Source organism: Mycolicibacterium mageritense (genome assembly GCF_010727475.1).
In the GTDB taxonomy this organism is placed as follows: domain Bacteria; phylum Actinomycetota; class Actinomycetes; order Mycobacteriales; family Mycobacteriaceae; genus Mycobacterium; species Mycobacterium mageritense.
On sequence record NZ_AP022567.1, the window covers coordinates 2738800 to 2761136 of the forward strand.

Consider the following 22337-nt stretch of genomic DNA (forward strand, 5'->3'; position numbering starts at 1 on the left):
TGCGCGTTCCTCCGTTCACGATGGTGACTCGGGCGGTGACCAGTGCACCACCTTTGTCGCGGTCATCTCGTCGAGCAGTTCGGGCCCGAACCCGAACCCGCTGCCGCTGGCCCGCCGGGGCTCGGCGGCACCGCCCGGGGCGCCGCCGAAGACGTCGTTGATCTTCACGGTGCCGACAGGCAGCCGGCGCCAAGCCTGCTGTGCATGTGCCATGTCGCCGGTCAGCACCGTGGCGGCCAACCCGTACCGGTCGTCGGCCGCCTCGGCCAGCGCGGTGGCGAAGTCGGGTACCACCCGCACCGGCGCGATCGGGCCGAACGTCTCCTCCCGCATGACCGCCATCTCCGGCGTGCAGTCTGTCAGCACGGTCGGGGGATAGAACGTGCTCGCACCCGGTTGCGGGCGCCCACCGGCCAGAACGCGTGCGCCGCGCGTCACGGCGTCGCTGACCTGAGCGTGTACCTGCTCGCGGTGGCGTTCGTCGACCAGCGGCCCGATGCGGCCTGCCCACATGCCGGCCTGCTCGACCAGCGCGGATACGAATGGCACGGCGACGGCGTCGACGACGTAGATGCGTTCGACGGACACGCAGATCTGGCCGGCGTTCGCGAACGCTCCGAGCGCGGCCTGCTCGGCCGCCCAGCGTGGATCGACGTCGCCATCCACGATCAGCGCATCGTTGCCGCCGTTCTCCAAGAGTGCCTTGGCACCACGTTCGGCGCATGCGCGTGCGATGGCCCGTCCAGCGGCGCTGCTGCCGACGTGCGCGACGATCTCGACATCGTCTGCCGCGGCGAGCCGGGCACCGACAGAACCCTCACCGTCGACGATCTGCAGCACACCCTCGGGCAGGTGCGCGGCGAGGATCTCCGCGAATCGCCTGCCCGTACGCGGGCAACGTTCACTTGGCTTGTGCACCACGGTGTTTCCCGTCACCAGCGCCGCTCCGAGCAGGCCGGCCGCCACGGCCACCGGATCGTTCCACGGCGTCAGGACCGCGACGACGCCCCGCGGCTGCGGAACCATCAGGTCGGTGGCCGACCAGGCGCCCTGCAGGCTCGCCCCGCGATGCAGCGGCCCCAGTTCGGCGTACTGCTGCAGCGTCGCCGCACCGGCCTGCACGCCGCCGAGCGCATCGTCGTACACCTTGCCGGTTTCGTGCTCGTTGAGCTCGGCAAGCTCGTCGGCCGCGGCGCGCACGTCGGCGGCCGCCGCGGCTACCGCGGCCGCCCGCTCGGCCGGCGCGGTGGCGGCCCAGGCCGGGAATGCTGTACGCGCCCGCGCGACCGCGTCGTCGCACGCGACCGGCGTGGCGACGGGTACTCGACTCACCACCTCGCACGTGCGGGGATCCAGGACGGTGATGGTGTCGCCGAAGGTCGAAGTCACGATGTGCGGCGTACCCGGTTGCCGGGTTTCCAATCACCTGGGGCCGCCTGTGGCCCGGGCCACATCGGGTTTCAGCGGCGCCAGCGGTGGTATGCCTGCGGGACGGAGGACACAAGAGGACCACGAGGCCGAACGGAGGGGACTGAGATGGCCGACAACGGCAAGGCGAGCGAGGCCCGCAAAGGCCTGATCGATTCGGTCAAGGGCAAGGCGAAAGAAGTCGCCGGTGCGTTGACCGACAACGATTCACTGGCTGCCGAAGGCCAGCTCGAGCAAACCGCCGCCAAACATCGCCGGGCCGCCAACAGCGCGGACGCCGTCGGCGAGGCAGAGGCACAGGAGGCGCGGGCCGACGCGATCGACACGAGCCTGGCGGGTACCGAGGCCCGGGATGCGGTCGACGCGCGTACCGATGCTGTCGAGGACGCGGTATCCGCCGAGCAGGCGGCGCGGAAGCAGGCGGCCGAGCACGCCGGGCAACAGGTCAAGGCAGGCGCGCGCACGCGGGCCGAACTCGATGCGCAGGGCGAGATCGAGAAGGCGAAGTCGGACGAGGACGCCGAGGTGGGCGCCGCGGTCGCGGACGTCGCCGACGCGGTGGCCGACCATCAGAGCGCCGTGCGCGAAGCCGCGGGCGCGAAGGCCGAAGCCGATCAGCTACGGCGACAGGCCGAGGCCATGACCGAAGATCCAGAACGCTCCTGAGCGTCCAGATACGGGAGGCACCACATGCGAGTCACCGAAATCCCATCTGCTGTACTGCGATTGCAATACCGCATTGCCCGGTTCCCACTGCAACTCATCGACGCTCACGTGGTGTCGCGACTGGATTCCGAAGCCCCGGCGCGGCTGCTCTACGAGAACTCGCTGGGGACGCTCGATGCCAAGATCGGTGGCGTACTGGGAGACGCCGAGCTCGAACAGCGTGGCACCGCGCTCAGCGAACGCAGCAAGGCGCTCGCCCGGGCGGCGCAACTCGACGCCATGGGCACCGAAGAGATCGAGCACGCCGACGCCGACCTTGAGGCCGTTCGCGACGACGCGATCGTGGATGTCCGGGAGGCGCGCGAGGCCAAGAACCGGCGGGTCGCGGACGCCAGGGCCACCGCAGAAGAGCGCAAAAAGACTGCAACACAGCGTGTTCAGAACCAGACCGAGGCCGCCAAGCGGCAGGCCGACCAGACCGCCGCCCACCGAAAGGCTTCGGCAGAGGCCGCCCGCCGTGACGAACGCGCCGGCATCGAGGCTGCCGAAGAGCGCTCGATTGCCGAAGACGAGGCCAAGCTCGACGACGCCGCGCAGGCCCGCAGCAGCGCCGCGGGCTATCGAGCTCAGGCCGATCGGCTCGAGGAGCTGGCCGATGCCAAGAAGCGGCAGCGGCGCGCCGAGCGTGCCGACGATGCCTGAGGCCAGCGTCAGCCGGTAAAATCGTCGGATAGCAAAGGAATTCGCATTGTTTCGGCAGTCGAAGCACGCTACGCACGACGGTTCCACGGTGGCACGCCGCACCGCGCTCAAGCTGTCCCTCCTGGCCGGGCCTGCCGCGGCGGCGTTCGCCCATGCACCCCATGCCGACGCCGGTCCCGGTCAGTGGCCGGTCGACCGGGCGCAGCACTGGTATCAATCTCAAGGCTGGCTTGTCGGCACCAACTACGTCGTGTCCAACGCGGTCAACCAGCTTGAGATGTTCCAGGCCGACACGTACGACCCTCAGCGCATCGACGCCGAACTGCGGATGGCCAGGTCGATCGGGTTCAACACGGTCCGCGTCTTCCTGCACGACCAGCTGTGGCCCCAGGACGGCTTTCAGGACCGCCTGGCACAGTTCGTCGACATCGCGGCAAGCCGCGGTGTCAAGCCACTTTTCGTCTTGTTCGATTCGTGCTGGGATCCGTTGCCCAAGGCCGGGCCGCAACGCGCGCCGCGCGCGGGCGTGCACAACTCCGGTTGGGTGCAGAGCCCCGGTGCCGTGGAACTCGACGAACCCCGACACCGGTCACTGCACGACTACGTCGTGGGTGTGCTGAGCCAGTTCCGGGACGACCCACGGGTTTTGGGTTGGGATCTGTGGAACGAGCCCGACAACCCTTCGCGCATGTACCGCGCAGTGGAGCGGCCCAACAAGCAGGAGGTGGTCGCGAGCCTGCTGCCCGAGGTGTTCCGATGGGCCCGGTCGGTCGACCCGATTCAGCCGTTGACCAGTGGCGTGTGGCAGGGGGTGTGGGGCGACCCGGACCGGCGCAGTGCGATCAGCAGCATCCAGCTCGACAACTCCGACGTCATCACGTTCCACAGCTACGCCAAGCCAGCGGACTTCGAGGCGCGGATCGACGAACTTTCCCACTTCGGCAGGCCCGTGATGTGCACGGAGTATCTGGCCCGGAGTATGGGCAGCACGGTCGAGGACATCCTGCCGATCGCCAGACGGCGCGGCGTCGGTGCCTACAGCTGGGGGCTCGTCGCGGGAAAGACCCAGACTTACCTGCCGTGGAACTCCTGGCAGCATCCCTACGCACAGCCTCCGCGGCTGTGGTTCAGCGATCTGCTCCGTGCCGACGGCAAGCCCTACCGCGACGATGAGGCCCGCACGATCCGGCAGCTGACGGGAGCCGCACGCTGAGCACACACATGACACCTATGGTGTGATGTGTAACGCCGGGCGTTGTACGGTCCTGGGTATGAGTCGAGTCTCGGTGATCACGGGTGGCGCGGGTGGAATGGGTCTGGCGACTGCACGGGTGGTCGGACGGGACCACGCGCTGGTGCTGTGTGACGTCCGGCGGGAGCGGCTGGACTCCGCGGTGGCGGCATTGACCGCCGAGGGAGTCGCCGTGACGGGGATCGACTGCGACGTGACCGACGAACCGGCCGTCACCGCATTGTTCGACACCGCGGCCGGGCTCGGGACCATCGCGTCGGTGATCCACACCGCGGGTGTCAGCCCGAGCATGGGCGCCGCCGACTACGTCATGAAGACCAACGCCATCGGCACGGTCAACGTCAACGAGGCGTTCCACCGCGTTGCCGCCGATGCAGCGGCGATCGTCAACGTCGCGTCGATGGCCGCGCACATGTTGCCCGACGAGATCGTCCCGACGGATCGGTTCCCCCTCGCACTCACCGACCCGGACCAGTTCATGGCGGAGATGACCGCGACGTGCAGCATGGCGCCCGAAGAGGCGCGGTCCGGCTTCGCCTACACCGTCAGCAAGAGCTTCGTCAAGTGGTACAGCTCGTCGCAGGCGGAACGATTCAACGGCCGCGGCATCAGGATCGTCTCGGTCTCACCCGGCTCGATCGACACCGAGATGGGCCGCCTCGAAGAGCAGGCCGGTGCCGGCGCGTTGGTGGCCGACGCCGCGGTTCCGCGGTGGGGCAGGCCCGAGGAGATGGCCGAGCTGCTGGCGTTCTGCGCAGGCGACAAGGCCGGTTATCTGACCGGCACCGACATCCTCAACGACGGAGGTGTCATCGCGTCGATCCGGGAACGCGCCCGGCGCGCCGCGGCCACCGCCTGAACTCGGTAGAAAATTTCTCCCGGCGGATGTCGAGAACGCCGTGACGGTTCCGTCCCAGATGTGAGCGACCAACTAGGGTCGCGAATCTGAAGGGAGAAACTCATGGCCAAGTACCTGATGCTCAAGCACTACCGGGGTGCGCCTGCGGCGGTCAACGACGTTCCGATGGACCGGTGGACCCCCGCCGAGATCGAGGCCCACATCCAGTACATGAACGACTTCGCGGACCGGCTCAAGGGCAGCGGCGAGTATGTCGACAGCCAGGCGCTTGCCCCCGAGGGCGCGTGGGTCCGCCATGACGGAGAGGGCAAGCCACCGGTCACCGACGGTCCGTTCGCGGAGACCAAGGATCTGATCGCGGGCTGGATGATCATCGACGTCGACTCCTACGAGCGGGCCGTCGAACTCGCCGGGGAACTGTCCGCGGCACCCGGCGCGGGCGGCAAGCCCATCCACGAGTGGCTCGAGCTGCGCCCGTTCCTGAACCACGAGCCCTGCGTCACCGAGTGATCGACGACGCCCGGCTGCGGGATCTGATCCCCGGCGTCCTGGCGGCCCTCGTCCACCGCGGCGCGGACTTCGCGACCGCGGAGGACGCCGTGCAGGACGCCCTGCTCAAAGCTTTCGAGGTCTGGGGGAACCAGCCGCCCGACGATCCCAAGGGCTGGCTGATCACCACGGCGTGGCGGCGCTTCCTCGACCTCACGCGGTCGGACGTCGCCAGGCGCAACCGAGAGCTGCGGGTGTCCGACGAACCTGCGGCCGGACCGGCCCTGGCAGTGGACGACACACTGCAGCTCTATTTCCTGTGTGCGCATCCGAGCCTGAGCCCGTCGTCTGCCGTCGCCCTGACGCTCCGCGCGGTCGGTGGCCTCACCACCCGCCAGATCGCACAGGCCTACCTGGTGCCCGAAGCCACCATGGCGCAACGGATCAGCCGCGCCAAGCGCACCGTGAGCAACGTGCGACTGGACCGGCCGGGGGATCTGCGCACTGTGCTACGGGTGCTGTACCTGGTGTTCAACGAGGGCTACAGCGGCGATGTCGACCTCGCCGCGGAGGCGATCCGGCTGGCCAGGCAGCTGTTCGCGACGACCAACGATCCGGAGGTCGCGGGCCTGCTCGCGTTGTTCCTGCTGCACCATGCGCGCAGGCCGGCGCGCACGCGTGCCGACGGCAGCCTCGTACCGCTGGCCGAGCAGGACCGTCGGCTGTGGCGGCGCGACCTCATCGTCGAGGGCATCGCCGTGCTGCAGGCCGCCTTGGCGCGGGACCGCCTGGGCGAATTCCAGGCACAGGCGGCGATCGCGGCCCTGCACGCCGACGCGCAGACCGCGGACGAGACCGACTGGACCCAGATCGTCGAGTGGTACGACGAACTCGTCGCGCTCACCGACAGCCCGGTCGTGCGCCTCAACCGCGCCGTGGCGGTCGGCGAGGCCGACGGGCCCCACGCGGGGCTCGCCGCGCTGGCGGAACTCGACCCGACGCTGCCGCGGTATTGCGCGGCAGCGGCCTACCTGCACGAGCGAGCCGGGGATATCGCCACCGCGGTGGATCTTTACGTCGAGGCCGCCGCGCACGCGCACAACGTCGCCGAACGCAACCACCTCACGCTGAAGGCGGCCGAGTTGCGGCAACGGCTCCCGGCCGGGTGAGCCGTCAGCTCACCAGATCGCAGATCACCACCGGGATGTCACGAGTCGTACGCTTCTGGTAGTTCGCGTACCCCTTGTACGCCGCGACGATCTTCGGCCACAGCTCGGCCTTCTCGTCGGCATTCGCGGTGCGGGCGTGCACCTTTCGCCGCTCGCCGTCGATCACCAGCTCGGCGTCGGGGTACGCCTGCAGGTTTCGGTACCAGTCGGGATGGCGGTCGTCGCCACCCTTCGACGCCACGAGCACCACCCGGTCGGCGTCGTGCAAAGGCGCGGTCAGGAAACACGACCGGGGCAGTCCGGACTTGCGCCCGGTGGTGTGAAGCTCGACCAGGGGCATGCCAAAAGGCTTCGCCAACAATCTCTTACCGCTGATCGTGAGGATCGCGCGATGCCCGATGTTCATCAGCTTGGCGCCGCCGTCTTTGAGCGCGTCGGTGTTCACGGGTTGTGATCCCTTCAGTCTTCTGCGGTGCTCAACTTGTGTAAGCAGTGCTTACACTAGGCACCGATGTAAGCACTGTCAACACTTGTTAGGTTGAGGTCATGTCGCCGCGTTACCACCATGGTGATCTGCCCAGTGCGCTCGTGCGTGCCGCCATCGAACTCCTCGAGGACGAAGGCGCGACCGAGTTGTCACTGCGCGCCGTGGCGCGACGGGCCGGTGTCTCCACCGCGGCGCCATACCGTCATTTCTCCGACCGCAATGCGCTCCTGTCGTCCGTCGCGGCCGTGGGTTACCGCGAGTTGGCCGCCGACCTGGCCGCGGTGCACCACGAATCGGTCAGCGCCGACGATCTCGGGAGCATCGCTGTCGCCTACGTCCAGTTCGCCCTGAAGCGCCCGGGCCTGTTCCGGGTGATGTTCGCCGAGCAGTGCGATTCCAGCAGCGCCGAACGCGTGGCCGCGGTCGAGGCCATCCAGGCGTACCTGAACTCGATTGTGCGGCAGGTATTTCCGACGGCCGATCAGGATGCCACCGCGACGGCGGTCTGGGGCATGGTGCACGGGCTGGCATTTCTGCACCTCGACGGCAAGCTCGACACGTCGTCTGACGAGGTCGTCGCCGAGTGCGTCCGCTCGGCGGTGCGTGCAGTGCTCGCGGCACCGGCTCACATCGCGGGTTCGCGCTGAACACACGTTGCGGCACGCCAGTGGACGTTGCCGACCGGATCCGCCGGAACCGGGAGCAGCCCTTCGGCGTGACCTGCATCGTTCAACCGATTGGTGGACAACCGGTTCAGTCGGGTGGTCGTCGCGCTGGGCATCCGTCACCGCCACGATGGGGTCATGTCCTGGGCCCGGGTGTGCCGCGCTGCCGTCGTCGTAGCCACCGCGCTGGCGTTCGCGCCGAACGCCGCGGCGTCGGAAGCTTTTGTCCCCCTGAGCCTGATGTACCGCGCGTGCGATCACACCAAGATCGGCTACCTGGGTGGGCGGGGTTCCGCTTCGGTCAACGCGTTGATGCGCTGGGACGCGGCCACGGTGTCCGCGGATGTCGAGATCGCGGTCGGCAAGCCGGACACCGTCTACCGGCTCCGGCTGATCCAGGTGCCGAGGCCCGCGGTGGGGACGTGCAATCCCGGCGACCCGGCAACGGTGGCAGGCACGCTGCGCACCGACGGCAACGGCACGGGCGCCGCGTCGGTCCAGGGCACCCGGTCACCGGGGGCGACGGGCTTCTGGGTGTGGGTCGACGGGCCGCGCGACGTGTCCGGCGTCCCGGAGTTCTACACGTCCGATTACGTGACTCGATTCGGGTAGCGGAATCATGCCGTCCTATCGTCGAACGGATGATCATCAGCTACGACGAGACGCTGCGGGACCGGATCCAGACCCATCTGGCGGCCCATGACCGCCGCGTCGTCACCGACCCGTCGAAACGGCACGCGGCAGTCGCGGTGGTGCTGGTGGATTCCGAGGTCGGCGAGGACCGCGTCGACCCGGCACCCGTGGATGACTGGATAGCCGGCCGCCCGATGCCGGAGGCCGGCCTCGACGGGCGCATGGTCGACGTGTCCGGCGGCGCGGCCTTCTTTTTGTGCCGCAGGGCGTCTCGTCTGAGTTCTCACGCCGCGCAATGGGCGCTGCCGGGAGGACGTCTCGACCCCGGCGAGAGTGTGGTCGACGCGGCGTTACGCGAGCTCGACGAGGAAGTCGGGATCAGCCTCCCGGGCTCGACCGTCCTGGGGCTCCTCGACGACTACCCGACCCGATCGGGTTACGTCATCACCCCGGTGGTGATCTGGGGCGGCGGGCGGCTCGACCCGCAACCTGCGCCCGACGAGGTGGTGGCCGTCTATCGCGTCGGTCTGCACCAACTGCTGCGCGAGGATTCACCGCGGTTCATCGACATCCCGGAGAGCCCGCGCCCGGTCGTGCAGATCCCGCTGGGCCACGATCTCATCCACGCACCGACCGGCGCTGTGCTGCTGCAACTGCGATGGTGGGGTCTGGAAGGTCGGCACGATCCGGTCGACGAACTCGAACAACCGGTGTTCGCCTGGCGGTAGCAAGCGCACCCTGACTGGAGTAGTGCACTACTCGCGACACCTCCCGGCGCCGGTTGAACACTGTGATTGATAGCGCACGTATCGCCGCAGCCATACGGAGATCAGACGATGTTGACACCGCAGCCACTCGACGGCCAGGCTCCTGAACATCTACTGCTGCGGCGAGGTTCGACGCTCGCGGGCAACGGCAGAACCACGCAGCCGCCCGCGCGCGAACGGGTCGAGCAGTTGCTGCGTTCGCACGGCCCCGAGGACGTCCCGGCCGTCACCCGGCAACTGGGACCGGATGATCGTCTGGCGTTGCGCGTCGTCGCCGCCGGCATCGGGTCGGCGGCAACCGAGCCGGGGCTGCGCCGGAATGCCATCGCGGCGCTCGGCCGGCTGCGCGGTGTCGAGGATCTCAACATGCTCTTTGCGCTGGCCCGAACGGATCCCGATCCTGTGATGCGCTCGTCGGCGTTGCTGAGCCTGGCCGACACCGCGCTCGCGATGGTCGCCCCCGTGTTGCGCGACGCATTGGCGAGCCGTGACGCCATGGAGCGCGCCGCCGCTGAAAAGGGCATCGCCAAACTGGCGCGGGACGTCGGCACGCGGGCCGTGCTCGACGCGATCAGGCCTCCCGTCGGCGTCGGCCGATTGGTCAGGAGCGCAGAGTCGCTGCTGCTGCGGGAACGGCAGAAGGCCGCGGTGCGGACCAAGCCACGCCGGGCCCGTACCGACCCGATGTGAGGGCGTGTGTCACCGTAGTCCCATGCGCCGCACCGTACTGGCCCTTGGCGTCCTCGTCGCCGTGGTGTTCGCCGCGGGTTGTGATTCCCCGCCGCAGACACCCCCGCAACCGACCGCCGCGTCCGGCGGACTGTCGCAGATCCGCGAGCGCGGCACGATACGCGTATGCAGTACCGGCGACTACCGTCCGTTCACTTACCGTGACGCGCAAGGGAACTGGAGTGGCCTGGACATCGACATGGCGGGCGACATGGCGAAACGACTCGGGGTCGGGCTCGAACTGGTCCCGACCACGTGGGCCACCCTGGTCGACGACCTCAGCGCCAAATGCGATGTCGCCATGGGCGGTATCTCGATCACGCTCAAACGTGCCGAGCGGGCGAGCTACAGCGCCCCCTACGTGCGCGACGGCAAGGCGGCCATCGTGCGGTGCGCCGACGCGGCGAGGTTCCGGACCCTGGCCGACATCGACCGCCCCGGTGTCCGGGTCGTGGTCAACCCGGGCGGCACCAACGAAGAGTTCGCCAAGGGGCAACTCCACCAGGCGCAGGTGATCGACTATCCGGACAACAACACGATCTTCGGTCAGATCATCGACGGCAAGGCCGACGTCATGGTCACCGACACGAGTGAGATCCGCTGGCAGACCAAGCAGAACCCGCAACTGTGCGGCGTGAGCACCGACCAGCCGTTCACGTTCTCGCAGAAGGCCTACCTGATGTCGCTGACCGCGCCCGATCTACAGCAGTGGGTCGATCAGTGGCTCAACATCGCGCAGCACGACGGCACGTATCCGGCCTTGAGCGAGAAGTACTTCGGCGTCGTCCTCGGGCCCTGAGCTACCAGACCCTGATCCAGTCGACCAGCATGTCCGCCGGATAGGTTCCGCCGCGGGGGTCGCCGCCACCCGAGCCCGCAACCGCGAGGTTGACGATGGGAAACAGCTGGTAGCCAGGTTGGTTGAACTGCCAGTCCGGCAGCGTGCGCGCCGGGACGTTGAAGTACGGCTGCGCGCCGTCGACGTAGTCCTTCCAGAAGCGCATGCCCGCGTCGTCCCACTGCACCCGCCAGGTGTGCCACGCGTTGTCGACCGTGATGCCCTGGCTGACGTGCTCGCCGCCGTTGAGCTTGGCGTGCACCGTGGTGCCCGCGGCCCAGTGGCCGTTGCCGTACCACTCCATGATGTCGACCTCGCCGCCGTTGACCGGGCTGTTGTTGGCCAGGTACCACGCGGGCCAGCAGCCGGGTGTGAGGCAGTTCAGCTTGATCCGGGCTTCCCACGTGGTGCCGATGCCGCCGCGCCACTTGCCGAACAGTTTCCCGCTGTAGTACGTGTTGCCGTCCTTGGCGGCGTGGAAGACCAGGTTGGACTTGCCGTCGAGGTACACGTTGCGGCGGTCGTCGCGGTACTGGCCGACGTTCTCAGGCAACTCCCAGTAAGTCGGGTCTTCCATGGATTCGCGCTCGGTGGCGATCTCCCACTTCGAGGTGTCGGGAGCGGACCCTGCGGGGCCGTCGAAATCGTCCACGAACAGGTACTTTCCGGGCGGCGCAGCAGGTGGCGGCACCCGGTCCAACGGGGCGGCGGTCGCGGACGGAGTGGGGAGAGCGGCCGCCAGCGCGGCGATTCCGGCGAGCGAGATTGCGTCGCGACGGTTGAAGTCAGCCATCGCCCCAGCAAACCGGGTCACCCGGGGGATTGCAAACGGGCGCGGCCAGACGCGCGAAAGTGAAGAAGATCGCGAGATTTTCGAGAATCCTCGCGATCTTGTTCACTTTCGTGGCGCGGTAGCCCGGTTTCAGTCCATCCGGCCCGCATCGACCAGCCGGATCACCGCCGCGCCTTCCTCGTCGGAGGCCGCCAGGTCGACCTCGGCATCGAAGCCCCAGTCGTGGTCGCCTGCCGGATCGTCGAGGATCTGTCTGACGTGCCACACCCCGGGCCTGCGGTCGACGATCAGCAGCGCGGGCCCGCGCGCGTCGGCATCGATGCCCACGTCGGAGTGCTCGTCGAAGTATGCGTGCCCCACCTCGGCCCAGCGGTCGGCGGTCCAGCCGGACCCGGAGTCCAAGGCGCCCAGCTCATCCCATCGGCGTCGCGCAAACAGCTCGACCCGGCGGAACAAGGCGTTGCGGACCATCGCGGTGAACGCGCGATCGTTGCCGGTGAGCGGGCGTGGCCGGGCCGGGACCGCCACCGGCGCGTCATGCGGCTGATCGGGGCTCGTGAGCTGCTCCCACTCGTCGAGCAAACTCGAATCAACTTGGCGCACAAGCTCTCCGAGCCATTCGACGATGTCGGTGACCTCTTCGGTGCGTGCGGTCGCGGGCACCCCGAACCGTAGCGCCTTGAAGGCGTCGGACAGATAGCGCAGCACTGCGCCCTCCGAGCGGGTCAGGCCGTAGCCGCTGACGAACTCCCGGAACGTCATTGCGCGTTCCCACATCTCGCGGACCACGGACTTCGGCGACAGGTGTCCGTCGGCCGCCCACGGGTTGGTCTGCAGATACACCTCGTAGGTATGCTCGAGGAGTTCCTGCAGTGGCTTCGGATAGCTGACGTCGTCGAGCAGCTCGATGCGCTCTTCGTACTCGATCCCCTCGGCCTTCATCGCGGCGACCGCCTCGCCGCGGGCCTTGTTCAGTTGCGCACCCAGGATCTGCCGCGGATCTTCCAGCGTGGCCTCGATCACCGAAACCACGTCCAGTGCATAGGTTTCCGAGTTCGGATCGAGCACGTCGACGGCCGCGAGCGCGAACGTCGACAGCGGTTGGTTGAGCGCGAAGTCGTCGGGCAGGTCGACCGTCAGCCGGTAGCGACGGCCGTCGGGCTCGGGTTCTTCGAGTCTCTCGATGACACCGGCCTGCAGCAGAGACCGCGCGATACCGACCGCCTCCCGGATGAGGCGCAGCTGGCGTTTGCGCGGTTCGTGGTTGTCGGTGAGCAGCCGGCGCATGGCCTCGAACGGATCGCCCGGGCGGTCGACGACATCCAGGATCATGGCGGTCGAAACCCGCATGTTGCTCGTCAGCGCTTCGGGTGCGGCCGCGACGAGCCGGTTCATGGTGGCCTCGCCCCACGGCACCATGCCTTCGGGCGCCTTGCGGCGGACCAGCTTTCGGCGCTTCTTCGGATCGTCGGCGACCTTCGCGAACTGTTTGAGGTTCTCCACCTCGTGGTCGGGTGCCTGCACCACCACGGTGCCCACGGTGTCGAAGCCCGCCCGGCCGGCCCGCCCGGCGATCTGGTGGAACTCGCGCGCATTGAGCAGCCGCATGCGGGTGCCGTCGTACTTCGACAGCGCCGAGAACACCACCGTGCGGATCGGCACGTTGATACCGACACCGAGCGTGTCGGTGCCGCAGATCACCTTGAGCAGACCGGCCTGCGCGAGCTGCTCGACCAGCCGCCGGTACTTGGGCAGCATGCCCGCGTGGTGCACGCCGATGCCGTGCCGGACCAGCCGGGACAGCGTCGCGCCGAAGGCCGATGAAAAACGGAACGCGCCGATGTGTTCGGCGATCGCGGCCTTCTCCTCCTTGGTGCTGACGTTGACGCTCATGAGGGCCTGCGCGCGCTCGAGCGCCGAAGCCTGTGTGAAGTGCACGACGTAGATCGGCGCCTGCCTCGTCTCGAGCAGATCGCCGATCGTCTCGTGCATGGGCGTGGTCGCGTACGAGTAGAACAGTGGCACGGGGCGCTCGGCGCCTGCGACCAGAGCTGTCGGCCTGCCGGTACGACGGGTCAGATCCTCCCGCAGGAACGTCACATCGCCGAGCGTCGCCGACATCAGCAGGAACTGCGCGCGCGGCAGCTCCAGCAGCGGCACCTGCCACGCCCAGCCGCGGTCCGGGTCGCCGTAGAAGTGGAACTCGTCCATGACCACCAGCCCGATGTCGGCATCGGCACCTTCGCGCAGCGCGATGTTCGCCAGGATCTCGGCGGTGCACGCGATGATCGGTGCGTCCGAATTGACTGCGGCGTCCCCGGTGAGCATGCCGACGTTGGCCGCGCCGAACACGTCGCACAGCGCGAAGAACTTTTCGCTGACCAGGGCCTTGATCGGCGCGGTGTAGTAACTGCGCCGGCCCGCGGCCAATGCCGCGTACTGTGCGCCGGTCGCCACCAGCGACTTACCGGAACCGGTCGGGGTCGCCAGCACCACGTTGGCGCCGCTGACCAGTTCGATCAGCGCCTCTTCCTGCGCGGGGTACAGCGTCGTGCCGTTCGCCTCGGCCCACGCGGCGAAGTCGGTGAACAACTCGTCCGGATCGGTGGCTTTCGCGTGCAGCGTGGACAGGTCGGCCGGGTCGGCGAGCAGGGGAGCGGCGGTCATCGTGCGCTCCAGCCTGCCCTAGCGGGTGCCGGGTTTCTAATCGCGCGGCTTGATGAATCGCGTGGTCCACTGCGCCGCGAGCTTCACCAGGCCCGATTGCGGATAGCGCACGTGCGCGTCGAAATCCCGGCCGAGGGAGCAGACCGGGTCGTTGGTGTTGCACAGGTCCGCGGTGCGCGAGCCGAAGACGGGGCTCATGCGGGTCAGGGGCTGGCCGATGCGGGCCGACGGGTTGCCGAACACCACGACCGACGCGATCCGCGGGACGACCGAGGCCGGTAACGGCGCCGTGTAGCCGAGGCCCGCGATCGGCGATGTGGCGACGACGTCCACGACCGCGGCGCCCTGCGAATAGCCGCCGAGCACGATCTGGGTCTTGGGGCAGCGCGCCGCGGTGGCCTGGGCGCGCTTGCTCATGTCGGTGGCCCCGGCGGCGGCCTTGATGAAGTCCCACGACGCGGGGTACTGCACGGCGTAGCTGCCCACCGTCGCGCCCTTCACCATGGGCTTGAGAGTTTCGACGAACGCCTGGCCGACCGAGCCGATGCCCGCGGGTTCGTCGGTGCCGCGCGCGAAGATGACCTCGATGTCGGTGCATTTCGGTGCGGCCGCGGCGGGAGGGGCTGTGAGCGCGCCGAGGGCGGTGGCAGCGCAGACGGCCGCGACGACCGCTCGCTTGCCGGCAGGCATGACTCTCCTCGACGTGGCTAATTCCCAATAGCCACTTTTACCACTGTTTTAACAGCGGCGTCGAATACGGCGGGCTACGCCTCGTCGGCGATGACCTCGCGGAGAAAGTCGCGACCATGGATTGCGGCGAGCAGTGAACTCTCCGATGACCGGTTCGCGACGAACAGGATCTCGTCGCCTGCCTCGAGGACGTCGTCAGGCTGCGGCCGGATCACGGTATGGCCGCGGACCACGGTGACCAGGGCCGTGTCCGCAGGCAGGTTCAGCCGGTCGACGCGCTGGCCGACGACGGGGTTGTCTTGCGGGAGCGTGAGTTTGGTCAGCTCGGCCCGACCCTCGCGCAGGCCCATGAGTCGCACCAGGTGTCCCACGTCGATGGCGCCCTCGACACCGGCCACCAGTGCGCCCGGAGTCGACACCGCGACGTCGATGCCCCAGGACTGACCGAACAGCCACTGGTTGCGGATGTCGTTGATGCGGGCAACCACGCGGGGCACGCCGAATTCCGACTTGGCCAGCAAGCCCACCACGAGGTTGGCCTTGTCGTCGCCCGTCGCGGCGATCAGCACATCGCAGGTCTGCACGCCGGCTTCCTCCAGCGCGACCAACTCGCACGCGTCGGCGAGCAGCCAGTCCGCGGCCGCGACGGTGTGCGGTTCGAACCGGCGGCGTTCGCGCTCGATGAGCAGAATCTTGTGGCCGTAGTCGAGGAGCTCCCGCGCGACAGAGCGGCCGACGTTGCCTGCGCCGGCGATCCCGATCCGCATCTTTCGCTCGGTCACTTCGACATTTTCGCTCATCTACAGCCGACGCCGGACCGTGTCGTCCTGATTTACTGACTGCACAATGACCCTGAACCAGCTGTACCTGGCCCTGTTGGTCGGTGGCCTCGTGCTGCTGGCCAGCATCGTCGGCACGCGGGTGGCGAGCCGCGTCGGCTTCCCGAGCCTGTTGTTCTTCCTGCTCGTCGGGGTGGTGCTGGGCGAGGACGGGATCGGGCTCAACTTCGACAACGTCGAACTGGCCCGCAACGTGTGTACGGCGGCGCTGGCCGTCATCCTCGTCGAAGGTGGTCTCACCACCCGCTTCTCCGACATCCGCAAGGTGCTGGCGCCTGCGGGTTCGATGGCAACGGTCGGCGTGGTGGTCAGCACCGCGGTCACCGCGGTGGGTGCGCACCTGCTCCTCCAGATGGATTGGCAGCTCGCGCTGTTGCTCGGGGCGATCGTGTCGTCCACCGATGCGGCGGCGGTGTTCTCGGTGCTGCGCGTACTGCCGCTGCCAAAGCGCTTGGCCGGGCTGCTTGAGGCTGAGTCCGGATTCAACGACGCGCCCGCCGTGATCCTGGTCCTGACGTTCAGCGTGGTGCCGTTCGTGTTCGAACCCGAGGGTGCGGTCACGGATCTGCTCTACGAGTTGCTCGCCGGTGCGGTGCTCGGCCTCGGGATCGGTTTTGCCGGCGCAGTTGCGCTGCGCCGCATCGCGTTACCCGCATCCGGGCTGTACCCGATCGCGACATTCGGGCTCGGCATGGTCGCATTCGCGGCCTCCGGCAGTGCGCACGCGAGCGGTTTCATCGCGGCATACCTATCGGCGGTGGTCCTGGCCAATTCCGGGCTGCCGCACCGGTCGACGACGCGGTCGTTCGCGGAGGGGCTCGGCTGGCTCGCGCAGATCGGACTGTTCGTGTTGCTCGGGTTGCTGGTGGATCCCAGCGAGCTGACCGCAGACGTGGTCCCGGCGATCGTGGTGGGACTCGTGCTGCTGTTGGTAGCGCGGCCGGCTTCGGTGCTCGTGTCGCTCATCGGGTTTGGCATCTCGTTTCGCGAACAGCTTTTTCTGTCCTGGGCGGGGCTGCGCGGCGCGGTTCCGATCGTGCTCGCGACGTTTCCGATCGTCGCGGGCGTGTCGGGCAGTACGCGGCTGCTCAACATCGTGTTCGTGCTCGTGGTGATCTTCACCCTGGTGCAGGCACCGAGCCTGCGGTTCGTCGCACACGCACTGGGTTTGGTCAACCGGGAATCGACGCGCGAGATCCAGGTCGAGGCAGCGCCGCTCGACGTGCTCGACGCCGAACTGCTGACCATGAAGGTGCGACCCATGTCGCGCCTGCACAACGTGACGATCCTCGAGCTGCGGCTGCCCGACCCCGCGGTGATCACCCTGATCATCCGCAACGGCCATACGTTCGTGCCGCTGCCCGACACCCGGCTCGCCATCGGTGACGAGCTGCTGATCGTCACCACGACGAAGATGCGGGCCGCGGCCGAAGCGCGGCTGCGCGCGGTGAGCCGGCGCGGCAAGCTCGCCTACTGGTTCGACGAATACGGCGATCCGGACTGAGCGGAGGAAGGCGTGAGATGAGCTTCGAGAACTATCGGCAGTTGACGTTGAGCCGCCGGGCCAACGGCGTACTGCTGATCACGATCGACCGGCCGGAGAAATACAACGCGGCCGACGAGCAGATGCACGCCGAGCTCGCGAACATCTGGAAGGACGTGTCAGCGGACCGGGACACCCGCGTCGCCGTCATCACCGGTGCGGGCAAGGCCTTCAGCGCCGGGGGCGACCTCGCGATGGTCGAGCGGATGGCGGGCGACTACCACCGGGTGTCGCACATGCTCAGTGAGATGAGCGACCTGGTCTACAACATGATCAACTGCGAGAAGCCCATCGTGTCGGCGATCAACGGGGTCGCGGTCGGTGCCGGCGCGGTGGCCGCGCTGATGGCCGACATCGCCGTGATGGCCGAGGATGCCCGGATCGGCGACGGTCACGTCAAACTCGGGGTCGCCGCCGGGGACCACGCCGCGATCATCTGGCCGCTGCTGGCAGGCATGGCGAAGGCGCGGTACTACCTGATGACCGGAGACATGGTGACCGGGACCGAGGCCGAGCGGATCGGGCTTGTCGCCAAAGCGCTTCCCCGCGAGCAGGTTCTGGATGAGGCGCTGCGCATCGCCGATGGCCTCGCGACCGGCGCGCAACAGGCGATCCGACTGACCAAACGCGCGCTCAACAACTGGGTCCGCGGCGCGGGCCCGATCTTCGACCAGTCCGCAGCCTACGAGATGCTGACGTTCCTGGGCCCGGACGTCGTCGAGGGCTACACCGCGCTGCGGGAGAAGCGTCCGCCACGATTCCCGTCCGCCCAGTCCTGACCGCCGATCGAGCTGACAGCACCGATCACGTCACGAGCCGACGTCGACCAGACCGGAGAGCGCAGGCGGCAGCGGATCGACGTGCAGCACACCGAGGCGCTGCGTGGCGCGGGTGAGGGCCACGTAGAGTTCGGCCGCGCCGCGCGGGCCGTCGGCCAGGATCCGTTCGGGTTCGACCACGAGCACCGCGTCGAATTCGAGCCCCTTGGTCTCCGAAGGCGGCACCGTGCCCGGCACGCCCGGCGGCCCGATCACCACACTGGTGCCGTCGCGGGCCGCCTCGTCACGCTCGAATTCTGCGATGGCACCGGCAATCTCGTCAGCGGACACGTGCCGGGACCACGGCTGCACGCCGGACGCGCGGACCGACTCGGGCGGTTGCACCGACGGCGCGAACTCGGCGAGCAAGGCCGCGGCGACGGCCATGATCTCCGCGGGAGTGCGGTAGTTCACCGAAAGGGTCCGGTAGAGCCAGCGGCCACCCCTGTTCGTGCTCCTCGCGTCCGCGGGCACATACGGCGCCAGCACCGTGTCCCATGACGTCGCGCCGGCCGACGAACGCCGTTGGGCCAGATCTCCGACGACCGTGAAGGACCGGCGCGGGCACCGGCGCATCAGCACCCGCCACGCCATTTCGGACAGTTCCTGCGCCTCGTCGACCACGACATGGCCGTAGGTCCACTCGCGGTCCGCGGCAGCCCGCTCACTCAGTTCGCGATTGTCGCGCTCCTCGAACCGTTCGGCGAGTTCTTCGGCGTCGAGCAGGTCGCGGGCCAGCAGCCGGTCCTCGTCGTCCATCAGGTCTTCGCGAGCGATCATCAGGTCGAGCACGCCCGCCGCGTACGCGGCTTCCTCGCGGCGTTCCCGCTCGGCGGCTTCGTCGGCCGCCTTGTCCCGGCCCAGCAGGTCGACCAGCTCGTCGAGCAGCGGCACATCCGCGACGGTCCAGGCGGCGCCGTCGGCCCGCCACAACGTCTCGTCGACGCCGGCCGCACGCAACCGCTCCGGTGACGAATACAGCGGGGCCAGAAGCGTTTCCGGCGTCAGGACGGGCCAGAGTTCGTCGAGGGCGGCGGTGAACGCCTCGTTCTCGTCGAGCTCGCTGACCAGGCTTGCCCGCAGCTCTTCCCACGCCGCGCGGTCTTCCCGGGTCAGCCAGCCTTTGCCGATCCGGGCGACGGCCCGTTCGGTGAGCACGTAGGTGACGATGTCGCGGAACACCGCGCGGGCTTCGTTGTGGGGCAGCTTGCTGTCGCGCGCCTCCTGACGGGCCCATTCGGCGGTCTCGGCGTCGATGCGCACCGTGACGTCGGCCAGGTCGATCAGCAGCGGCTCGGCCGGCACCTGCTGGCGGTCGGCGATCGCTGCCGCGAGCACGTCGAGCATCCGCAGCGAACCCTTGACCCGGGTCGCCTCCGGGGTGTCCTCGGCAGTGACATGCAGGCCCGGATACAGATCGCCGACGGTCATGAACACGGCGTCGGTCTCGCCGAGTGACGGCAGCACCCGCCCGATGTAGTCCAGGAACGCGGGGTTGGGGCCGACCACCAGCACACCGTGGCGCTGCATGCGCTCGCGGTGCGTGTAGAGCAGATATGCCACGCGATGCAGTGCCACCACGGTCTTGCCGGTGCCCGGCCCACCCTCGATCACCACCACACCCATGTGGTCGAGCCGGATGATCTCGTCCTGCTCGGCCTGGATGGTGGCGACGATGTCGCGCATGCCCGCGCCACGCGGTGCGTTGACCGCCGCGAGCAGGGCCGCGTCACCGCGGTCACCGGCGGTTGGGCGCCCGAGGATCTCGTCGGTGAATCCGGTCAGCCGGCGGCCCAGCGTGTGGAACTGGCGCCTGCGCCGCATGTTCTCCGGGCTGGCCGCCGTTGCGACGTAGAAGGCCCGCGCGAGCGGCGCCCGCCAATCCAGCAGAAGGGGCTCGTAGTCGTTGTCCCGGTCGAGGATCCCGATCCGGCCGATGTAGAGGCGTTCATCCTCGATGGTGTCCAGCCGGCCGAAACACAATCCGTTGTCCGACACGTCGAGCCGGTGGATCTCCTTGGCAAGGGCGCGCACCGCGGCATCCCGCTCCACCAGCGTCCCACCGTTCTGGGGATCGACCGGGTCACCCAGGGTCGCCCGGTAGCGGTCCTTGGCGCGCGAACGCTCGGCATCGAGCCGGGTGTACAAGCCCGCCACATAGGCGCGCTCGGCACGCAGCTCATCCTCGTAATCGTGGTCTGTCACACATCTCCCAAGTCCGCGAATCCCGCCTTCGGCCTGCCATTTTGGGGCACAACCGGGGCCTTGCCGCAAGTCCGGGGGTGCGCGATATGGTGGAAGGGGCAGGGCCGAACCGGTGCAGACCCAATCTACGCCTCGTAGGAGACCCTGACCGTCCCGCGGACTTTGTACACGAGTTCGCCGTCGACCGAGATCGTGAACGGTTCCGTGAACTGTTCGTCCACGTCGCCGGGAGCCCACGGCGGCCCCTGCCGGGCCAAACCGATCGTGATCTCGTCGCCGGCGTGCTCCATGCAGCCGTCCGCACTCCAGCTGTCCTTCCAGGACTGCCCGTCGTGCGGTGGCCCGTGACCGACGATGCAGTCGAACACCATGATCTCGAATGCGTCGGTGTCGTCGTCGTAACCACCCACACCGATCCGAATGTCGTTCGGCGCGTTGATGAATCCTGCGGCGACGTCGATGGGGTACGTCGCGCCGCTGCCCATACCGGTCTTGTTGTCCTGACTGCCGTACCGGATCGGCTCCAGATCTGCCACGCCGAAGTAGAAGAAGCAGTCACAGTCGCCGTCGAGTGGCCCGTCACTGTCCTCGATCATCTGGATCTCGTCGAAATGCACGTTCACGCGCCGTTTCAACGTCGTGAAACTGCCGGTCTTCACCTGCTCGTGGTTGCCCACCTGGGCGCGCACGACGTAGTGGTACTTGGTGTTCGGCGTCAGGCCGGCCAACGGCGGCGCGTAGTGGTCGGTGGGGACGACGGTCCCCGCGAACGCCGTAACCGCGTTGGGGTCGCTCCACTTGCCGCTGCTGTCAGGCGGTGTCGTGCTCGCCTCGACCGTGATCACTGCCGTCTTGTTCATCGCGATCGTGAACTGGGCCCAGCCTCCGTGTGGTTGCACGTCGACGCTCTTGATGCACCGCTGAGCGCAACTCATTTCGACGTGGGGTTTGTCGGTCGTGATGACGAGTGGGGCGCCCAGGTCGCCGAAGACGTTCTTGAGTTGCGCCGTGTAGGTCTTGTCATAGGCGACCTCCAGCGGGACGGTTCCTTCACCCGTGCCGGAACCCACCGTCTGCGTGAGCACCTGTGTGCCGCTCTCGGTCACGGTGAGCGTCGCCAGCTGGAACGGATCCAGGCGCCACGTGAGGTCGATGGTCTTCTTGACGAAGTGCGGGTAGGCGATGAGGACCGGGTTCTCGCTCGCGGTGACTTCGGGCGCCGCGGCCTGTGCGACCGGCAGTCCCGGCGTGGGCAGCCACACCGCAAGGACCACCGCCGCGAGGGCGGCCGCCCCGCGACGTATTCGCATCGTGAACCCGGTTGAAGCACACTGTTTTTCAGACTTCCCCGCTCGATTCGGTACCACCGCAGCCCCCTGGATCTCCGCGCGCCTACGCGCTGTTTCTCGTGCAGCGATATCGTGGGCCGGCCTGTGCGCGGGTGTATGGGGTAATGGACTACTCCACTTTGGGCTGGGCGTCTCTCGAGGCGTCGGCGCGAGTCCGGAGCCGTTGGTCGAGCAGCGCGAGGGTGCGCTGCGACCACCGAACGTTCTCTTCTTCGAACGCAATTCCGCGCAGCAGCGTGAGGTAGGGACCGACCCGGTCGCCGTGTGCGAGATAGTCGTCCTCGGTCTGCCCGTCGAGCAGCCGGGTTCGCATGCGTTCGTAGCGCGCGAGTTTGGTGGTGGACCACTCGAGTTGTTCGGCGACCAGGTCACGGACGGCCTCGGCGTTGCCGCCGTCGACCGCGTTGACCTTGATGAGCAACTCGTCGCGGATGGTCAGGGGCTTGGGCGGGCGCGCGGTGAACGCGTGGATGGCCTCCCGCCCGGCGTCGGTCAGGGAGAACATGCGCTTGTTGGGCCTGCGCTCCTGCTGTACGACGCGTGCGGCGATCAGGCCGTCGGCGGCCAGCCGGTCGAGTTCGCGGTAGAGCTGCTGCGGGGTCGCGGTCCAGAAGTTGGCGACCGACGCGTCGAAGCGTTTGGCCAGGTCGTAGCCTGAGGACTCACCGTCCAGCAGGGCGGCCAACACCGCGTCTCGAAGCGCCACGGCGGCAGCGTACAACCGTTCTGGATAGTCAACAAAGTGATTA

The 22337-nt window shown here is 68.2% G+C and carries 22 protein-coding genes; 13 read left to right on the forward strand and 9 right to left on the reverse strand.

The window, feature by feature from the left end; translation table 11 throughout:
* Positions 1–15: 15 nt before the first annotated feature.
* Positions 16–1365: an aldehyde dehydrogenase family protein gene (locus G6N67_RS12905; protein ID WP_036435032.1), complete on the reverse strand. Its 1350-nt coding sequence runs from the start codon at positions 1363–1365 to the stop codon at positions 16–18.
* Positions 1366–1536: 171 nt separating this feature from the next.
* Here G6N67_RS12905 and G6N67_RS12910 point away from each other — a divergent pair, with 171 nt between their 5' ends.
* The 6 genes from G6N67_RS12910 (at position 1537) to G6N67_RS12935 (ending at position 6565) form a co-directional block, all read left to right on the forward strand.
* Positions 1537–2094, forward strand: coding sequence for a CsbD family protein (locus G6N67_RS12910; RefSeq protein ID WP_036430755.1), 558 nt, complete (start codon positions 1537–1539; stop codon positions 2092–2094).
* A gap of 24 nt (positions 2095–2118) precedes the next feature.
* Positions 2119–2796 carry a hypothetical protein gene (locus tag G6N67_RS12915; protein WP_036430756.1) on the forward strand — a complete coding sequence of 226 codons (678 nt, stop codon included), beginning with the start codon at positions 2119–2121 and terminating at the stop codon, positions 2794–2796.
* Between the two features lie 88 nt (positions 2797–2884).
* The gene (locus G6N67_RS12920; RefSeq protein WP_036430757.1) at positions 2885–4009 is read left to right on the forward strand and encodes a glycoside hydrolase 5 family protein; all 1125 of its coding nucleotides are present in this window, start codon (positions 2885–2887) and stop codon (positions 4007–4009) included.
* A gap of 58 nt (positions 4010–4067) precedes the next feature.
* Entirely contained in the window at positions 4068–4907 is an 840-nt protein-coding gene (locus G6N67_RS12925; RefSeq protein WP_036430758.1) for an SDR family oxidoreductase, read from the forward strand.
* Between the two features lie 102 nt (positions 4908–5009).
* Positions 5010–5417, forward strand: coding sequence for a YciI family protein (locus tag G6N67_RS12930; protein WP_036430759.1), 408 nt, complete (start codon positions 5010–5012; stop codon positions 5415–5417).
* Positions 5417–6565, forward strand: a complete 1149-nt coding sequence (locus G6N67_RS12935) for an RNA polymerase sigma factor (protein ID WP_036435034.1) — start codon at positions 5417–5419, stop codon at positions 6563–6565. Before G6N67_RS12930 ends, G6N67_RS12935 begins: the two co-directional genes overlap by 1 nt.
* 4 nt (positions 6566–6569) lie before the next feature.
* Here the strand turns inward: G6N67_RS12935 and G6N67_RS12940 are convergent, their stop codons facing one another.
* The gene (locus G6N67_RS12940) at positions 6570–7010 is read right to left on the reverse strand and encodes a nitroreductase family deazaflavin-dependent oxidoreductase (RefSeq protein ID WP_036430760.1); all 441 of its coding nucleotides are present in this window, start codon (positions 7008–7010) and stop codon (positions 6570–6572) included.
* Positions 7011–7111: 101 nt separating this feature from the next.
* Between G6N67_RS12940 and G6N67_RS12945 the strand changes: the two genes are divergently transcribed.
* From G6N67_RS12945 to G6N67_RS12965, 5 genes are all read left to right on the forward strand, one after another.
* Positions 7112–7699 (forward strand): TetR/AcrR family transcriptional regulator, encoded by a 588-nt coding sequence (locus G6N67_RS12945; RefSeq protein WP_036430761.1) that lies wholly within the window; start codon positions 7112–7114, stop codon positions 7697–7699.
* A gap of 156 nt (positions 7700–7855) precedes the next feature.
* Positions 7856–8329, forward strand: a complete 474-nt coding sequence (locus G6N67_RS12950; protein ID WP_036435037.1) for a hypothetical protein — start codon at positions 7856–7858, stop codon at positions 8327–8329.
* Positions 8330–8358: 29 nt separating this feature from the next.
* Positions 8359–9078, forward strand: coding sequence for an NUDIX hydrolase (locus G6N67_RS12955; RefSeq protein ID WP_036430762.1), 720 nt, complete (start codon positions 8359–8361; stop codon positions 9076–9078).
* Between the two features lie 108 nt (positions 9079–9186).
* Entirely contained in the window at positions 9187–9807 is a 621-nt protein-coding gene (locus G6N67_RS12960; protein ID WP_051578605.1) for a HEAT repeat domain-containing protein, read from the forward strand.
* 22 nt (positions 9808–9829) lie between these two features.
* The gene (locus G6N67_RS12965; protein WP_036430765.1) at positions 9830–10645 is read left to right on the forward strand and encodes a transporter substrate-binding domain-containing protein; all 816 of its coding nucleotides are present in this window, start codon (positions 9830–9832) and stop codon (positions 10643–10645) included.
* 1 nt (position 10646) lies between these two features.
* Here G6N67_RS12965 and G6N67_RS12970 read toward each other — a convergent pair whose 3' ends face one another.
* The 4 genes from G6N67_RS12970 to G6N67_RS12985 form a co-directional block, all read right to left on the reverse strand.
* Positions 10647–11477 carry a glycoside hydrolase family 16 protein gene (locus tag G6N67_RS12970; RefSeq protein WP_036430767.1) on the reverse strand — a complete coding sequence of 277 codons (831 nt, stop codon included), beginning with the start codon at positions 11475–11477 and terminating at the stop codon, positions 10647–10649.
* Positions 11478–11606: 129 nt separating this feature from the next.
* Positions 11607–14144, reverse strand: coding sequence for a DEAD/DEAH box helicase (locus G6N67_RS12975; RefSeq protein WP_036430770.1), 2538 nt, complete (start codon positions 14142–14144; stop codon positions 11607–11609).
* A 36-nt stretch (positions 14145–14180) separates the two neighbouring features.
* Positions 14181–14834, reverse strand: a complete 654-nt coding sequence (locus tag G6N67_RS12980) for a cutinase family protein (protein WP_036430772.1) — start codon at positions 14832–14834, stop codon at positions 14181–14183.
* 74 nt (positions 14835–14908) lie between these two features.
* Positions 14909–15601, reverse strand: coding sequence for a potassium channel family protein (locus G6N67_RS12985; RefSeq protein ID WP_036435040.1), 693 nt, complete (start codon positions 15599–15601; stop codon positions 14909–14911).
* A gap of 79 nt (positions 15602–15680) precedes the next feature.
* On the opposite strand from G6N67_RS12985, the gene G6N67_RS12990 reads away from it, so the two are divergent.
* Together G6N67_RS12990 and G6N67_RS12995 are read left to right on the forward strand one after the other, a co-directional pair.
* The gene (locus tag G6N67_RS12990) at positions 15681–17177 is read left to right on the forward strand and encodes a potassium/proton antiporter (RefSeq protein ID WP_036430774.1); all 1497 of its coding nucleotides are present in this window, start codon (positions 15681–15683) and stop codon (positions 17175–17177) included.
* A gap of 17 nt (positions 17178–17194) precedes the next feature.
* Positions 17195–17995, forward strand: coding sequence for an enoyl-CoA hydratase/isomerase family protein (locus G6N67_RS12995; protein ID WP_036430776.1), 801 nt, complete (start codon positions 17195–17197; stop codon positions 17993–17995).
* Positions 17996–18025: 30 nt separating this feature from the next.
* Here G6N67_RS12995 and helR read toward each other — a convergent pair whose 3' ends face one another.
* From helR to G6N67_RS13010, 3 genes are all read right to left on the reverse strand, one after another.
* The gene (gene helR / locus G6N67_RS13000) at positions 18026–20239 is read right to left on the reverse strand and encodes an RNA polymerase recycling motor ATPase HelR (RefSeq protein ID WP_036430778.1); all 2214 of its coding nucleotides are present in this window, start codon (positions 20237–20239) and stop codon (positions 18026–18028) included.
* Positions 20240–20364: 125 nt separating this feature from the next.
* Complete coding sequence (locus tag G6N67_RS13005; RefSeq protein WP_036430780.1) at positions 20365–21549, reverse strand: fibronectin type III domain-containing protein; 1185 nt, start codon at positions 21547–21549, stop codon at positions 20365–20367.
* A gap of 148 nt (positions 21550–21697) precedes the next feature.
* Positions 21698–22294 (reverse strand): PadR family transcriptional regulator, encoded by a 597-nt coding sequence (locus G6N67_RS13010; protein WP_036430782.1) that lies wholly within the window; start codon positions 22292–22294, stop codon positions 21698–21700.
* Positions 22295–22337: the final 43 nt, after the last annotated feature.

What these genes read in the sequence shown, in the direction of transcription:
- G6N67_RS12965 (WP_036430765.1), top strand. Translation starts at nt 9,830, where the DNA reads ATGCGCCGCACCGTACTGGCCCTTGGCGTCCTCGTCGCCGTGGTGTTC.
- G6N67_RS12930 (WP_036430759.1), top strand. Translation starts at nt 5,010, where the DNA reads ATGGCCAAGTACCTGATGCTCAAGCACTACCGGGGTGCGCCTGCGGCG.
- G6N67_RS12990 (WP_036430774.1), top strand. Translation starts at nt 15,681, where the DNA reads ATGACCCTGAACCAGCTGTACCTGGCCCTGTTGGTCGGTGGCCTCGTG.
- G6N67_RS12945 (WP_036430761.1), top strand. Translation starts at nt 7,112, where the DNA reads ATGTCGCCGCGTTACCACCATGGTGATCTGCCCAGTGCGCTCGTGCGT.
- G6N67_RS12915 (WP_036430756.1), top strand. Translation starts at nt 2,119, where the DNA reads ATGCGAGTCACCGAAATCCCATCTGCTGTACTGCGATTGCAATACCGC.
- G6N67_RS12985 (WP_036435040.1), bottom strand. Translation starts at nt 15,601, where the DNA reads ATGCGGATCGGGATCGCCGGCGCAGGCAACGTCGGCCGCTCTGTCGCG.
- G6N67_RS12960 (WP_051578605.1), top strand. Translation starts at nt 9,187, where the DNA reads ATGTTGACACCGCAGCCACTCGACGGCCAGGCTCCTGAACATCTACTG.
- G6N67_RS12970 (WP_036430767.1), bottom strand. Translation starts at nt 11,477, where the DNA reads ATGGCTGACTTCAACCGTCGCGACGCAATCTCGCTCGCCGGAATCGCC.
- G6N67_RS12955 (WP_036430762.1), top strand. Translation starts at nt 8,359, where the DNA reads ATGATCATCAGCTACGACGAGACGCTGCGGGACCGGATCCAGACCCAT.
- G6N67_RS12980 (WP_036430772.1), bottom strand. Translation starts at nt 14,834, where the DNA reads ATGCCTGCCGGCAAGCGAGCGGTCGTCGCGGCCGTCTGCGCTGCCACC.
- G6N67_RS12925 (WP_036430758.1), top strand. Translation starts at nt 4,068, where the DNA reads ATGAGTCGAGTCTCGGTGATCACGGGTGGCGCGGGTGGAATGGGTCTG.
- G6N67_RS12950 (WP_036435037.1), top strand. Translation starts at nt 7,856, where the DNA reads ATGTCCTGGGCCCGGGTGTGCCGCGCTGCCGTCGTCGTAGCCACCGCG.
- G6N67_RS13005 (WP_036430780.1), bottom strand. Translation starts at nt 21,549, where the DNA reads ATGCGAATACGTCGCGGGGCGGCCGCCCTCGCGGCGGTGGTCCTTGCG.
- G6N67_RS12995 (WP_036430776.1), top strand. Translation starts at nt 17,195, where the DNA reads ATGAGCTTCGAGAACTATCGGCAGTTGACGTTGAGCCGCCGGGCCAAC.
- G6N67_RS12975 (WP_036430770.1), bottom strand. Translation starts at nt 14,144, where the DNA reads ATGACCGCCGCTCCCCTGCTCGCCGACCCGGCCGACCTGTCCACGCTG.
- G6N67_RS12910 (WP_036430755.1), top strand. Translation starts at nt 1,537, where the DNA reads ATGGCCGACAACGGCAAGGCGAGCGAGGCCCGCAAAGGCCTGATCGAT.